Source organism: Marivita sp. (assembly GCF_965656765.1).
Taxonomy (GTDB): Bacteria; Pseudomonadota; Alphaproteobacteria; order Rhodobacterales; family Rhodobacteraceae; genus Marivita.
The window spans coordinates 17,841-31,379 of the sequence record NZ_CBFHLV010000040.1; the positions used below are offsets into that span (position 1 = coordinate 17,841).

The following is a 13,539-nucleotide window of genomic DNA, read 5'->3' on the forward strand; positions in this document are numbered from 1 at the left end:
ATATCGTCAACCCGCAACGACACCAAACCGGAGCATCCGATGAAAGACGCCGCGCCCAAGACGATCTACCTTAAAGACTATACCCCGTTTGGCTATGTGGTTGAGAGCGTGTACCTGACCTTTCGGTTGGCACCAACATCCACCCGCGTGGTCAGCCGTATCAGGTTTGCGCCCAACCCGGACGCAACCGACAAGACGTTTTTCCTGCACGGCGAAGAGCTTTCCCTGATGTGGGCCACGATTGATGGGGCCGAGGTCGCCCCCGAAATAACCGACACAGGCCTGCGCTGCGCCGTGCCCGATGCGCCCTTCACATGGGAAGCGGAGGTCGAGATCAGTCCGCAAACCAATACCGCGCTGGAAGGTCTTTATATGTCGAACGGCATGTACTGCACCCAATGCGAGGCCGAAGGGTTCCGCAAGATCACCTATTATCCCGACCGTCCCGATGTGATGAGCACTTTCACTGTACGCGTCGAAGGTGATGAAAACGTTAAGCTGTCCAACGGCAACCCAGTGGATAGCGGCGACGGCTGGGCGGAATGGCATGATCCCTGGCCCAAACCGGCCTATCTTTTTGCTTTGGTGGCGGGAGATTTGGTCAACCACCCCGACACATTTACCACCATGTCTGGCAAAAAGGTCGAGCTGAACATCTGGGTCCGTCCGGGCGACGAAGGCAAATGTGCTTTCGGCATGGAAGCGTTAAAAAAATCAATGACTTGGGATGAAAAGGTGTATGGACGTGAATACGATCTGGACATCTTTAACATCGTTGCAGTTGACGATTTCAACATGGGAGCGATGGAAAACAAAGGCCTGAACGTATTCAATTCGTCCTGTGTTTTGTCGTCACCCGAAACCTCAACCGATGATAATTTCGAGAGAATTGAAGCGATTATTGCCCACGAGTATTTTCACAACTGGACCGGCAACCGCATTACCTGTCGCGACTGGTTTCAGCTCTGCCTGAAAGAGGGACTGACGGTGTTCCGCGATGCACAGTTTACAGCGGATATGCGGTCGGAACCCGTTAAACGCATCAGCGATGTGATTGATTTGCGCGCGCGCCAGTTTCCCGAAGATCAGGGGCCATTGTCACACCCGGTGAGGCCAGAGAGTTTTCAGGAAATTAACAATTTCTACACCGCCACCATCTATGAAAAAGGTGCCGAGGTGATCGGCATGCTGAAAACGCTGGTGGGTGACGATGCTTATTCCCGTGCTCTTGATCTGTATTTCGACCGTCATGATGGTCAGGCCTGCACCATTGAGGATTGGCTTGCCGTGTTCGAAGATACCACTGGTCGCGACCTTGGCCAATTCAAGCTGTGGTATTCTCAATCCGGCACGCCGCGCGTCAAGGTGTCCGAAGATTGGAAGGACGGGGTCTATACCCTGACATTCAAACAGCACACACCGCCTACACCGGGACAAGACGTTAAAGATCCAAAGGTCATTCCGATTGCCGTTGGCTTATTGACCCCAAACGGTGATGAGTCTGTGCCGACACAGGTACTTGAAATGACAGAGGCCGAACAAAGCTTTACGTTCGACGGTCTGGCCAGCAAACCCGTACCATCGATCCTGCGCGGGTTTTCAGCCCCAATTGTTCTTGAGCGGGAGGTCAGCCGCGAAGAACGCGTGTTCCTCGTCGCGCACGACACGGATGCGTTCAATCGCTGGGAAGCGAACCGCAACCTTTGCCGCGACAGTCTGGTTGCGACAGTGCGCGATGGTGCGCCGCATGATGATGCTTGGATTGACGCGCTGGAACGGGTGGTACGCGACGACAGCCTTGATCCAGATTTCCGGCAACTGATGTTGGCGGGACCGTCGCAATCGGAACTCGCACAAGTCTTGTTTGACCAGGGCGTGACGCCCGATCCGGACGCCATCTGGCGCGCAAGTGACAGCCTGCGGCATCACATAGCGACCCGTTGGCAGGGGTGGCTAGAAGATGCGATGCAAAGCATGCGCGTCACAGACGCTTATTCACCCGACGCCGATCAGACTGGCAAACGCGCCCTTGGTGGAAAGCTCCTGTCGCTTCAAACCTGCTTGGACAACGGTGCAATGGCGCAAAAGCAATACGACAGCGCAGACAACATGACCCTGCAACTGTCAGCATTTGCGCAGCTTTTGGTATCCGGGAACGGAGAGGCCGCGACCAAGGCGTTTTACGATCAATGGAAAGATGACCGGTTGGTGATGGACAAGTGGTTCGGGCTTCAAGTTGGCATGGCAAAACCGGATGTGGCTGTCGATGTGGCCAAAGATCTGGTCGCACATCCGGCGTTTGATATGGGCAATCCAAACCGCTTTCGCGCCGTGATGGGCGGCATGGCGATGAACCACGCGGGCTTTCATCGCAAGGATGGCGCCGGATATGCGTTCCTCGCTGATTGGCTGATCAAACTAGACGACAAGAACCCGCAAACCACTGCGCGCATGTGTTCCGTGTTCCAAACATGGAAACGCTATGATGGGGATCGTCAGGCATTGATCAAAGCGCAGCTGGAGCGGATCAAAGCGAAACCGAACCTAAGCCGCGATACAGACGAAATGATCAGCCGCATCCTTGGCTGAGTGTCATGCGACATATCCTCTGGGTCACCGATCACGGATCGGGTGACCCAGAGGAATCGCTGGAAACCCACATTTTCACGGGAACCAGCGAAGATTTGCCAGCGTTGAAAGGTAAGTGGCATGACATTGCGCAATCGAATGTGCCCGGGACTTACAGCTTGCCAGCCAGCACCGAATGTCCTGCGTTTGTCATGCCAATGTCACGCTGCTCTGTCAGGAGAGGCCGCATGAAAGACCGGATTGACCCGCTGATCGAGGACCGTGCGCCTTGGTTGTTTCGCCCCACAGTGGCGGCATCCCTCGCAAGGCCTGCGTTGAACCGGGTGTTGGGTTATGACCGAACGGTGTCTCTTGCGGAAGAAGTCGAACACCTGCCGCCGAATGCGATCATGAATACGATGGCCGACCGGCTGGCCCGCGATGTGAGTATTTCGGGTCTGGGCCACCTGCCCCGACATGGTGCAGCGCTGGTCGTCGCAAATCACCCCACAGGCATTGCTGACGGGATCATTCTGCATTCGGTTTTGCGGCAGGTCCGCAACGATGCATATTTCTTTGCGAATCACGATATTCTTAAAGTCTTGCCGCAGATGTCGCGCGTCATCGCGCCGGTGGAATGGCGCAAAGATCGGCGCAGTCACGCCAAAACGCGTGGCACGATGGTGTTCGCCCGACAGGCCGTGAAGGAGGGGAGACTGGGTGTGATCTTTCCTTCCGGTCGTCTGGCCAAACGACGCGGAACGCGGCTCCATGAACGGCCATGGATGGCATCGGCGGCAATGCTTGCGCGTAAATTTGATCTGCCGGTGATCCCGATACATTTGCAGGCCCGCAACTCTGCGCTGTTCTACCTGTTCGACGCGATTCACCCGACGCTGCGGGACATTACATTGTTCCACGAGACTCTGAACAAGTGCCGGCAGCCCTACGCGATCAAGGTCGGTGAGCCGATTTCCCCAAAGGCTCTGCCAGAGAATTCAGAAGACGGAATAGCGCTTTTGCAGAGGGCAACCTTGGCGTTGGGAGAACCGCAGAAACAGGGCGTTTCATTATTGGATGCGTCGCGGTTTCCGGCGCGCCGGGCTTAGTCACCGCGGGTCGACACGACGCCATCCCACGGGTCACGCACCGGGCGTGCTACAGGGCGCAGAGATCTTGAAAGCCCTGCACAATATGGCTGAGCGCGTGTCCATTCCATCATATCGCTGCGTTTTGCTCGGCTGTGAAACGGCCCCCAATCAGCAGCCACGCCACGCATTCCGTGAGACACGACACCATCGCGCGGCACCGTCACTGCCATGATCCGCAAGGCGCATTGCAGGTTCGCACCGCCGCTTTTGAGCGCATCGCGCGACCGGGCGTTGCACCCATAACCACGCGCAGTCGCCGGAAGGATTTGCAGCAAACCGTACCACTTGCCTCCGCCACCGACGGCTGTCGGGCGATATGTGCTTTCGTGTTTGGCCAACGTGGACAAAAGCCCGATCCAGAACGCCTCGCGTGCCGAGGTATCATTGGTCACATAAGCCGGACACCAATCGCCGATGTCTTTTGGGACCGTGCGCGGCAGAACACTTGCATGGCTGCGCAGTGCCGTTAATGCAGCCCGCGACCAGCGTTCGGCCTCGCCGCGATGGCTCCAGCGCATATCGGGAAGTGGAGTATAATGTCGGGCGACCGGGCGCAAAGACACCGTCAGCGCATTGGTTGATTGACCGTCAACCATTGTGGCAGGTGCCGCAGAAACAGACCCAGAAATACCGAGCACAAACACCGCCACGCCTATGATCCCCCAGCGTAGCATCCAAGCTGCATTCAGGATTTTATCAAAAAAATCAAGCAAAACCGCATAACGAGGAATTCTTCAGCAGGTTTCTGCGCAGTTTTGAAAGGTTAGGCCAAACCTCGCGCATGCTGCTATCAACGCCGCCGGATTACCCTTGGGAAATCGTTTTGACGCCCGATTTGCGACATGTTTTTCCGGCATCACGGTGCAAACAGTCTTTCCAGCCCGATCTCGGCACCGGACAATCTGAAGGCCAAAGCAATGACCGTTCTTAACAACCTGACGACCCTGATGCGAAAGGCTCGCAATACGGCGCACGTGCCACGACCAAGGGGCACGTTGCTAAACATTGAGGCCTTGCCGACAACGTCTGAACCGGCCCTGCCAGTTCTCGCAACAAGCGCAGAAGAAGAGGTACATCGCGCATTGTTCGAGGCTGGTTTGTTCTTGGCCCGTCAGGATGCCTGGGCCACCTTGGGCGACCGGATCCGCACAGCAGACGCAGAGCGTTCCATGACGCCCGGCGGGGTGCCCGAGGCCGAGATCCTGGCCGAAGGGGCCCGTGCTGATGCGGTGACTGCCGCGACGCGCGCAGTATCGGCCGGGGATGAACTGGGGGCTGCGTCGATCATGAACGATATGCAGCTTGTGCTTGATGAAACCGACAACGATCATGGCGTCGCCTATGTCATTGCAATGGCACATATCGACATTGGTTGGGCGTGGCGTGGCGAAGGCTGGAGACAGGATATTCCAGCCGCGCACAGGGCTGCGTTTTTCCGGCACTTCAAATGCGCAGGCGACCTGATCGACCGCTACGATGCGTTTGAATTGGATTCGCCGATGCTTGCCTCTGTGCGATGTGCACTTTTGTCGGCAGAAACCAGCCCCCGCACCCGAGCCAGCGATGATTATGAAGATCTGATCGATCTGGCACCGAATGTCGCGAAATATATGCGCGCTCTGGGCAATCACATGCTGCCACGGTGGTTTGGGAGCTATTCGCGGCTTGACCACGAGGCGCGCCGCACGATGGAACGCACGACAGATGTCTGGGGAGCCGGCGGCTATACCTGGACATATCTTGATGCGCTGACCGTCGATGACGAAGCGTTTGCACTCTTGGATGCTGACCTCTTTTGCACAGGCCTAACGGATATCCTTGCGCGCCGGAACGATCAGCATACGGTCAATATGTTCGCCGCCTATACCGGTGCTGCGCTTGAGCCAGATGGTGTGAACCTTGAGGCACGCGCAAAAATTGCGACGTGTTTCGATGCGATTGTGAGCGACCATCTTCGCGAAGTACATCCGCGCGTCTGGTACGCCGCAAAAGGCGTTTGGGCGTCAAGGCTCGATGATCAGGACAGGCTGGCCAAAGGGCGCCAACGTGCCGCAACCGCCCTTGATCGTCACGCACGCGGGATGCCTCCTGTCACCGCGCCGCGGCTTTCCGACGGGTAGCCGCCCGGAAACCGCGCCTCGCCCCCTTGCCCCCTGCCCCCCTCTGGCGTATTCCACGCGGCGTTCACGCCAAGAGGATTTGCCATGCTGGACCTGACCTTCGAAGCCCCGAAACCCAAGGTAATCGCCGGCGCCAAGCATGATTGGGAGCTGGTCATCGGGATGGAAGTCCATGCCCAGATCGCAACAAAGGCCAAGCTGTTTTCGGGCGCCTCGACGCAATTCGGGGCCGAACCTAATTCCAACGTGGCCTTCGTTGATGCCGCCATGCCGGGAATGCTTCCTGTTATCAACGAGTTCTGCGTCGAACAGGCGGTGCGCACCGGGCTGGGCCTGAAGGCCGAGATCAACCTGAAATCGGCGTTTGATCGCAAGAATTATTTCTATCCGGATCTGCCCCAAGGTTATCAGATCAGCCAGCTCTACCATCCGATCGTAGGCGAAGGCGAAGTGATTGTGGACATGGAACCGGGCATCGCGCGCCTGGTGCGGATCGAACGCATCCACATCGAACAGGACGCGGGCAAGTCGATCCACGACATGGACCCAGCGATGTCGTTTGTGGATCTGAACCGCACCGGTGTGGCGCTGATGGAGATCGTCAGCCGCCCTGACATCCGCGGACCCGAGGAAGCGGCGGCTTATGTTGTTAAGCTCCGCCAGATATTGCGGTATCTGGGGACGTGTGACGGAAACATGCAGAACGGCAACCTGCGGGCGGATGTGAACGTGTCGGTCTGTCGGCCCGGCCAGTACGAGAAGTACCAGGAATCTCAGGATTTCAGTCACTTAGGCACCCGCTGCGAGATCAAGAACATGAACTCCATGCGGTTTATCCAGATGGCGATCGACTTTGAGGCGAAGCGGCAGATCGGGATTTTGGAAGCTGGTGGCAAGATCGACCAGGAAACGCGGCTGTACGATCCGGATAAAAATGAAACAAGATCAATGCGTTCCAAGGAAGAGGCGCATGATTATCGGTATTTTCCGTGCCCGGATTTGCTGCCTTTGGAAATTGAGCAAGGCTGGGTCGACGACATCAAAGCGTCGCTGCCAGAGTTGCCGGACGAGAAAAAAGCACGCTTTGTCAAGGAGTTCGGGCTGTCCGAGTATGACGCGGACGTTCTGACGGCGGATACGGCGAATGCAGGGTATTTCGAAAAGGTTGTTGATGCGTGCGGTGACGGGAAACTGGCGGCGAACTGGGTCATCAACGAATTGTTCGGACGGCTTAAAAAAGAAGACCACGACATCACGGAAAGCCCGGTATCCCCCGCGCAACTGGCTGGAATTATTGGGCTAATCAAAGCGGGTGACATTTCGGGCAAGATCGCGAAAGACGTGTTCGAAATTGTCTACACCGAAGGCGGTGATCCGGCAGAGATTGTCGAGGCGCGCGGCATGAAGCAGGTCACGGACACCGGCGCGATTGAAAAAGCGGTGGACGAAATCATCGCGGCGAACCCGGATCAGGTGGAAAAAGCCAAGCAAAACCCGAAACTTGCCGGGTGGTTCGTAGGTCAGGTGATGAAAGCCACGGGCGGCAAGGCGAACCCGAAAGCGGTGAACGAGATCGTGGCGCAGAAATTAAACGGGTGATGTGAGCAATTTATTTGGCGTGGTGTTGCCGGGCTGAAGCCCGGCCTACGCGAATATGGCGGTTTGTACGGTTCTTGCGTACGAATCGTACGGCTTTGGTGGTGAAAACGGGGCTTTTGGCCCCGTTTTTGCGTTTTTGGCAGGTGTTGCGCGTGAATTGTACGGTTTGTACGTGGGAAGCGTACGGTTTGTACGGTTCAGTGCCTTTGCGCGACCATTGTGCAGTAGAGCGCGGTCGCGATCTGCGCGACAGTGTCTTTGTCGATCATGCCGAGGCACCCTGCCCCATAGGCAAGCGCGAGTCCGGCATAGGTGATGCGGTGGCACCACAGGGTGCAGAGCAACGACCGCAGGGTTAACTTCAGTTTCAGTATCAATGACATATTTTTGGTTCCGTTCATCTTTGAGTTGCGAAACCAGCGCTGGTGAGGTCATGTTTGCCTGACCCCGCGCGCAATGCACCGACCGCAAAAATCGGAAGTTGTTGGGGTTTGTGTTTGTTCGTGGGGAAGTGTGGGGAAACCGGTGTCGAGTTTTGGACTGCGCTTTGGCGCTTTGATTGCGCGGAAGCGGGAAGACAAAGGCTGGTCCTTTGCGGAACTGGCTGTCGCGGCCTATGGCGATGATGGTCAGGGGGGTGAGAGCCGGAAATCCGATGTGCAGAAATTGGAGGTTGGTGGGTCAGCGAAACCCACCGCGCGGACGATCAAGCGGTATCGGGATGCGCTTGGGCTGACGCAGTCCGAGATCGACGCGTGCCGCACAGCGGAAGAATTGCAGCTTGCGCAATACGCCGAAGCCTTGTTCGAGGTCATCAAAGGCGCTGTGGCACAGACGCAAGTGTCAGATGAGTTGGCCCACGAATTGACGGAGCGCTACGCCGCCGGGAACCCGGAGGATTTCGAAGGCGCGGTCAAGGGATTGGTCCGGGCGCTGGAAATTGCGGCGAAGCAACCGACCTCGGGCAATCTGGATGCCGATGTGGATGCGATTATCGTCAAAGCGCGGGCGTATCGGGATGACGGGCTGATGGAGGATGCTGCCCGCACCCTCGCGGAGGCGTTGGAGGCGGAAGAAGCCGAAGAAGAACGTCGCGCGGCGGGCATTGACGTGCTGATCCGGGAAGGGATCAATCAGGCGATCCTGATGCGAGATGTGGAAAAGGCGGCGGCGTTGGTGGTGCGGCAGGTCGAGCGTGAGGTTTCAGAGGCCTTCCCACGCTTGGCGAAATTAATGAAAGAAACCAACGCTTGGATCGATCGTGGTCGCGACAGGGGTTTGGCCTTCGACCTGGAAGTTGCAGTCAGGCTTTCCGACAGTCTGATCTCTCTCGCTAACGAACCGGACCATCGTGCGGCGACCCACGTAATACAAGGTATTGCACTGTCCACCCTCGGGCAACGCGAAAGCGGGACCGCGCGGTTGGAGGAGGCCGCGGCGGCCTATCGCACAGCTTTGGAAGATTACACGCGGGAGCGGGAGCCGATGAATTGGGCCATGACGCAGAACAATCTAGGTATTGCACTGTCCACCCTCGGGGAGCGCGAGAGCGGGACCGCGCGGTTGGAGGAGGCGGTGGCGGCCTATCGCGCGGCGCTGGAGGAATACACGCAGGAGCGAGTGCCTCTGGACTGGTCCACGACGCAGAACAATCTGGGCATTGCGCTGCGCACCCTAGGGGACCGCGAGAACGGGACCGCACGGTTGGAGGAGGCGGTGGTGGCTTATCGAGCCGCGTTGGAGGAATGCGACCGGAACAAGATGCCGCTCGTCTGGGCTGGACGACAGAGTAATCTGGGCACTGCGCTGTCCACCCTCGGGCAACGCGAAAGCGGGACCGCACGGTTGGAGGAGGCGATAAAGGCCTGCCGAGCGGCTTTAAAGGAATACACGCGGAAGCGGATGCCGATGCAATGGGCCAAGGTACAGAACAATCTGGGCATTGCGCTGTCCAATCTCGGGGAGCGCGAAAACGGGACCGCACGGTTGGAGGAGGCGGTGGCGGCCTACGCGTCCGCGTTGGAGGAATATTCGCGGGAGCGGGTGCCGTTGAACTGGGCCATGACGACGCAAAACCTTGGGTTGGTGTATGGAGCGCTGTTCGACAAGACGGGGGATCGAGCGCGGCTGGAGGAGGCCATCGCCTTGGTGCGGGCGGCGCGGGAGGTGTATGACGCCGCCGGGGCGTCGTTTTACATTGAGACATCGGATCGGATTTTGGCGCGGTTGGAGGGGAAGTTGTGACCGGGATTGGTGCGTGAGACCCTGCACCTTACATCGCGTTGGGTTTGGTGGGCAGGACTGCCCACCCTACGGGGTGGCAATGGGGTGGTCTCGGCGCTTGGGCTTGGGTATGAGAGCGTCGGGTTTGATGTGAGGCGGCGTGCATGTTTGAATACAAGGTGGTTCCGGCCCCGGTGAAGGGGGTCAAGGCCAAGGGCGTGAAGACCGCTGAGGCGCGGTTTGCGTTGGCGGTGGAGCAGGCGATCAATACGCTGGCGGCGGAGGGCTGGGAATATCAGCGCTCGGACGTGTTGCCATCAGAGGAGCGCGTGGGGCTGACCGGGTCGGCGACCAACTGGCGGACACTCATGGTGTTCCGCCGGGCGCTTGCCTTAACAGAGACCACAGAACCCGAAGAGGTCACATCGCCCGCGCGGGTCGAGCCTGTTTTGAGCGCAGCGCCAGCCGTGGCGGCCGCTGTGCCCGAAGGTGACAGTTTGGCCGAGGCTGATATGGCTCCGACGACCGAGCAAGAACCAGTCGCCGACACCGAATTTGAGGAAGGCAGCGAGGAAACGCGGCCAGCCTAGTCACGTATGGTGCGCCAATTTCCGCATCCTATGTATCAAGGTCCATCGACAGAGCGTGAATCGCAGAAACAAGCTCTGGACCCAGAGCTTTGTGCACCATGCGGTGGCGTGCGATGCGGGATTGGCCTGCAAAGGCGTCAGAGCGGATGATTACGTGAAAATGGCTCTCGCCGCCCTCTTGAAAGCCGGAATGACCGCGATGCGCCTCGCTGTCATCCCGCACGGTAAGCTCTCGCGGGGCCAGTCCGTCGCGCAGTCGTGTCTCGATCTGTTCAGTTCGGGTCATTTTTTCACCTTCAACACCTTACCTCTGTCGCGTTTTGGTCTAGAGTGTTGCCTCCGAGTCGAAAAGGGCAGGTTATGAGCAAATCAGATCCATTCGGTTTCGATATGTCGATCAAATCGGCAAAGAAGAAGAACCCCCGCGGCCGACGGGGGATGTCAGGTGCGTCCGAAACTTCGGTGCGGATCTGTGACCATGAGGGCTGTGAAGAGGCCGGGAAGTTCCGCGCGCCGAAAGCGCCGGATGTACTCGATGATTTCTTTTGGTTCTGCCAAGAGCACGTTCGCGAGTACAACAACAGGTGGAACTTCTTCGACGGCAAGACCGAAGCCGAGATGAATGCGCAGGAAAGCTCGGACAAGGTCTGGGAACGGCGCACCAAAGACTGGCGTGACCCCGAGGCCAAGGCCTGGGCGCGACTGGGTATCGAAGACCCGCATCAGGTGCTGGGCAACAACGCCACGCGCAATCCGGGCAAGAACGGCAGTTCGACGGGTCATACCAAGCGTCTGCCACCGACCGAGCGGCGCGCGATCGAGATCCTTGAAGCCAAGGACACGTGGACCAAGGCGGAGGTGCGCAAATCTTACAAGGCGCTGATCAAGGTCTTGCACCCGGACATGAACGGCGGTGACCGCTCCCAGGAAGAGCAGTTGCAGCTCGTGGTCTGGGCCTGGGATCAGGTTAAGGACAGCCGCAACTTTAAATAATGCAGGGGTGAACCCGCAGCGTATCAATCAGGGCCGCCAATGCGCGGCCCTTTTTCGTTTGAGGACGGACGGCAAAGGTCGCTGGTTTGTTTATAAAAAAGCAGCGAACAGCGTTCCGCCCCCTGCTTCTTCTTTTTCCAAATATGCTCTCGGACCGACAGACCCGGAGCTGTCGGCCTGATTAAAGCACCTCGTCCAGAACCCGTTTGAGCCGCGCTACCGTGCCATCGACATCGTAAAGCTTGTCGAGGCCGAAAAGCCCAAGACGGAAGGTTGAAAACTCGGGCGGCTCATCGCATTGCAGCGGTACACCGGCCGCGATCTGCATGCCGCGCGCGGCGAATGCGCGGCCGGACTGGATTTCCGGATCTTGCGTATAGCTGACAACGACCCCCGGCGCACCAAAGCCGTCTGCTGCCACAGACGTTATGCCCTTCTCTGCGAGGAGCGCACGCACGCGCGCGCCAAGCGCCCATTGCGCCTCTTTCAGCTTATCAAATCCATAATCGCGGGTTTCCAGCATGGTGTCCCGGAAAGCCTTGAGCCCGTCGGTTGGCATCGTGGCATGATACGCATGGCCGCCATTTTCATAGGCCATCATGATCTGGTGCCATTTCTTGAGATCAGTCGCAAAGCTGTTGGAGGTGGTTTCCTCCATGCGGGCGACAGCACGATCCGACAGCATCACAAGCCCAGCGCTGGGTGTGGCTGACCAGCCCTTCTGCGGCGCAGAAATCAGGACATCGACGCCAGTGGCTTTCATGTCGACCCAGGCACAGCCCGATGCGATGCAATCAAGAACCATCAACGCACCGACCTCATGCGCTGCGGCCGCCAATGCTGCCACGTAATCGTCTGGCAGAATGATCCCCGCGCTGGTTTCTACATGCGGCGCAAACACAATGTCGGGTTTTTCCTCACGGATGCGGGCGGTGACATCTTCGATGGGGGCCGGTGCAAAGGGGGCAAGCGACTCGTTCCCAGTCTGGCGTGCTTTCATCACAACCGTGTCGCCGCCAAACTGACCCGCATCGAAAATTTGGGTCCAGCGGTATGAGAACCAACCGTTGCGCACGATCAGGGTCTTTGCGCCCTGCCCGAACTGGCGCGCGACGGCTTCCATCCCGTAGCTGCCACCGCCAGGCACCAGCACCACAGCATCGGCATTATACACCTCTTTGAGCATACCCGAGATGTCGGTCATCACTGTCTGGAACGTCTTGGACATGTGGTTGAGAGAACGGTCGGTAAACACGACCGAGAATTCTTCGAGACCCGTGGGGTCAACTGTATCGAGCAAAGCCATGATGCATCTCCTGTGGTTGGCCCAGAGATAGCCCGGTTTCGTGCCTCGGGGCAAACGAGTCGCGCAGGCCACTTGCGCGAACAGGCATCTGCCGACCTACCCGATGGGCCCCGGCAGCCGTTCTTCAGACAAAAGCACGTTCGCATCGATGTTGCCGACACCGGGCAACGTCATGATCCGGCGACGCAAAACACGTTCAAAATCAGCGATGTCCCGGGCGATAACGCGGAGGCGGTAGTCATATAGGCCCAGCACGTGTTCGACGGTTTGCACCTCGGGGATGGCCGTGACGGCACGCTCAAAGTCTTCGAGGCTGACACGCCCTTTGGTCGCAAGTTTCACACCCAGAAAAACGGTCACACCGAACCCAAGTGCCTGTGCGTCCATCTCAAGTCGTTGGCCCCGAAACACTCCAGCCTCTCGAAGCCGCTTGAGGCGGCGCCATGCAGCAGGCTGACTGAGGCCCAATTGCCGCCCTAGGGCACCCGCGCTGATCAACGCGTCGGCGGCAACAGCGCGGATCATCGCGCGATCAGTGTCGTCAAGGTCGATCACAAGGGCAACGTTTCGTCGAATTTCACGCGCGCGACGTGCATTAGGGCTTCGATGTCCGCGATATGGGGTAGGGTCAGTAGCCTGTCACGGTAGAGCTGCTGGTAGTGCGGCATGTCGCGGGCAATCACCGATAGGCGCGCATCGACTTGCCCCAGAAAGGTCTGCGCTTCGATCACTTCGGGCACTTCACGCGCAGCGGCGAGGAATTCATCAAAGGCACGTGGCTGCGTTTTGTCCAGCGTGACGCGCAGGCTGACTTCGACTGTATAGCCCAAAGCCGGCCAGTTGATCACCGTGCGCACCGCCCGGATCACGCCAGCATCCTGCATCTTGTCGATCCGACGGGCCAGCGTTGTGGGTGTGACCCCTGCCCGGTCCGCCAGATCTGCCGTCGGAAGATCGGGGGCCGCCTGAAACTGGCGCAGGATTCGGAG

General features: G+C 58.4%; 13 protein-coding genes. 7 read left to right on the top strand and 6 right to left on the bottom strand.

Annotated features, from left to right (window positions below):
* Positions 1-39: 39 nt before the first annotated feature.
* The gene (gene pepN / locus ACTG4M_RS11565; protein ID WP_439123815.1) at positions 40-2,589 is read left to right on the top strand and encodes an aminopeptidase N; all 2,550 of its coding nucleotides are present in this window, start codon (positions 40-42) and stop codon (positions 2,587-2,589) included.
* 227 nt (positions 2,590-2,816) lie between these two features.
* Positions 2,817-3,677 (top strand): 1-acyl-sn-glycerol-3-phosphate acyltransferase, encoded by an 861-nt coding sequence (locus ACTG4M_RS11570; RefSeq protein ID WP_439123816.1) that lies wholly within the window; start codon positions 2,817-2,819, stop codon positions 3,675-3,677.
* Here ACTG4M_RS11570 and ACTG4M_RS11575 read toward each other — a convergent pair.
* On the bottom strand, positions 3,674-4,393 hold the full coding sequence (locus tag ACTG4M_RS11575) for a transglycosylase SLT domain-containing protein (RefSeq protein ID WP_439123817.1): 720 nt from the start codon (positions 4,391-4,393) through the stop codon (positions 3,674-3,676). The genes ACTG4M_RS11570 and ACTG4M_RS11575 overlap by 4 nt on opposite strands.
* Positions 4,394-4,636: 243 nt before the next feature.
* Between ACTG4M_RS11575 and ACTG4M_RS11580 the strand changes: the two genes are divergently transcribed.
* Positions 4,637-5,839, top strand: coding sequence for a hypothetical protein (locus tag ACTG4M_RS11580; RefSeq protein WP_439123818.1), 1,203 nt, complete (start codon positions 4,637-4,639; stop codon positions 5,837-5,839).
* A gap of 84 nt (positions 5,840-5,923) precedes the next feature.
* Positions 5,924-7,438, top strand: a complete 1,515-nt coding sequence (gene gatB / locus ACTG4M_RS11585; RefSeq protein ID WP_439123819.1) for an Asp-tRNA(Asn)/Glu-tRNA(Gln) amidotransferase subunit GatB — start codon at positions 5,924-5,926, stop codon at positions 7,436-7,438.
* A gap of 197 nt (positions 7,439-7,635) precedes the next feature.
* Here gatB and ACTG4M_RS11590 read toward each other — a convergent pair whose 3' ends face one another.
* Complete coding sequence (locus ACTG4M_RS11590; protein ID WP_439123820.1) at positions 7,636-7,821, bottom strand: hypothetical protein; 186 nt, start codon at positions 7,819-7,821, stop codon at positions 7,636-7,638.
* 142 nt (positions 7,822-7,963) lie between these two features.
* Between ACTG4M_RS11590 and ACTG4M_RS11595 the strand changes: the two genes are divergently transcribed.
* Together ACTG4M_RS11595 and ACTG4M_RS11600 are read left to right on the top strand one after the other, a co-directional pair.
* Positions 7,964-9,682 (top strand): tetratricopeptide repeat protein, encoded by a 1,719-nt coding sequence (locus tag ACTG4M_RS11595; protein ID WP_439123821.1) that lies wholly within the window; start codon positions 7,964-7,966, stop codon positions 9,680-9,682.
* 143 nt (positions 9,683-9,825) lie between these two features.
* The gene (locus tag ACTG4M_RS11600) at positions 9,826-10,251 is read left to right on the top strand and encodes a DUF4177 domain-containing protein (RefSeq protein WP_439123822.1); all 426 of its coding nucleotides are present in this window, start codon (positions 9,826-9,828) and stop codon (positions 10,249-10,251) included.
* Between the two features lie 28 nt (positions 10,252-10,279).
* Here the strand turns inward: ACTG4M_RS11600 and ACTG4M_RS11605 are convergent, their stop codons facing one another.
* Entirely contained in the window at positions 10,280-10,537 is a 258-nt protein-coding gene (locus tag ACTG4M_RS11605; RefSeq protein WP_439123823.1) for a BolA family protein, read from the bottom strand.
* 74 nt (positions 10,538-10,611) lie between these two features.
* Between ACTG4M_RS11605 and ACTG4M_RS11610 the strand changes: the two genes are divergently transcribed.
* A complete protein-coding gene (locus tag ACTG4M_RS11610; RefSeq protein WP_439123824.1) occupies positions 10,612-11,244 on the top strand; it encodes a DnaJ domain-containing protein in 633 nt (210 codons plus the stop codon).
* Positions 11,245-11,425: 181 nt separating this feature from the next.
* Here ACTG4M_RS11610 and ACTG4M_RS11615 read toward each other — a convergent pair whose 3' ends face one another.
* From ACTG4M_RS11615 to ACTG4M_RS11625, 3 genes are all read right to left on the bottom strand, one after another.
* Entirely contained in the window at positions 11,426-12,550 is a 1,125-nt protein-coding gene (locus tag ACTG4M_RS11615) for an aminotransferase class V-fold PLP-dependent enzyme (protein WP_439123825.1), read from the bottom strand.
* Positions 12,551-12,646: 96 nt separating this feature from the next.
* Positions 12,647-13,105 carry an Lrp/AsnC family transcriptional regulator gene (locus tag ACTG4M_RS11620; protein WP_439123826.1) on the bottom strand — a complete coding sequence of 153 codons (459 nt, stop codon included), beginning with the start codon at positions 13,103-13,105 and terminating at the stop codon, positions 12,647-12,649.
* Positions 13,102-13,539 (bottom strand): Lrp/AsnC family transcriptional regulator (locus ACTG4M_RS11625; protein ID WP_439123827.1); only part of this gene is annotated, 438 nt, incomplete at its 5' end. The genes ACTG4M_RS11625 and ACTG4M_RS11620, both read right to left, overlap by 4 nt.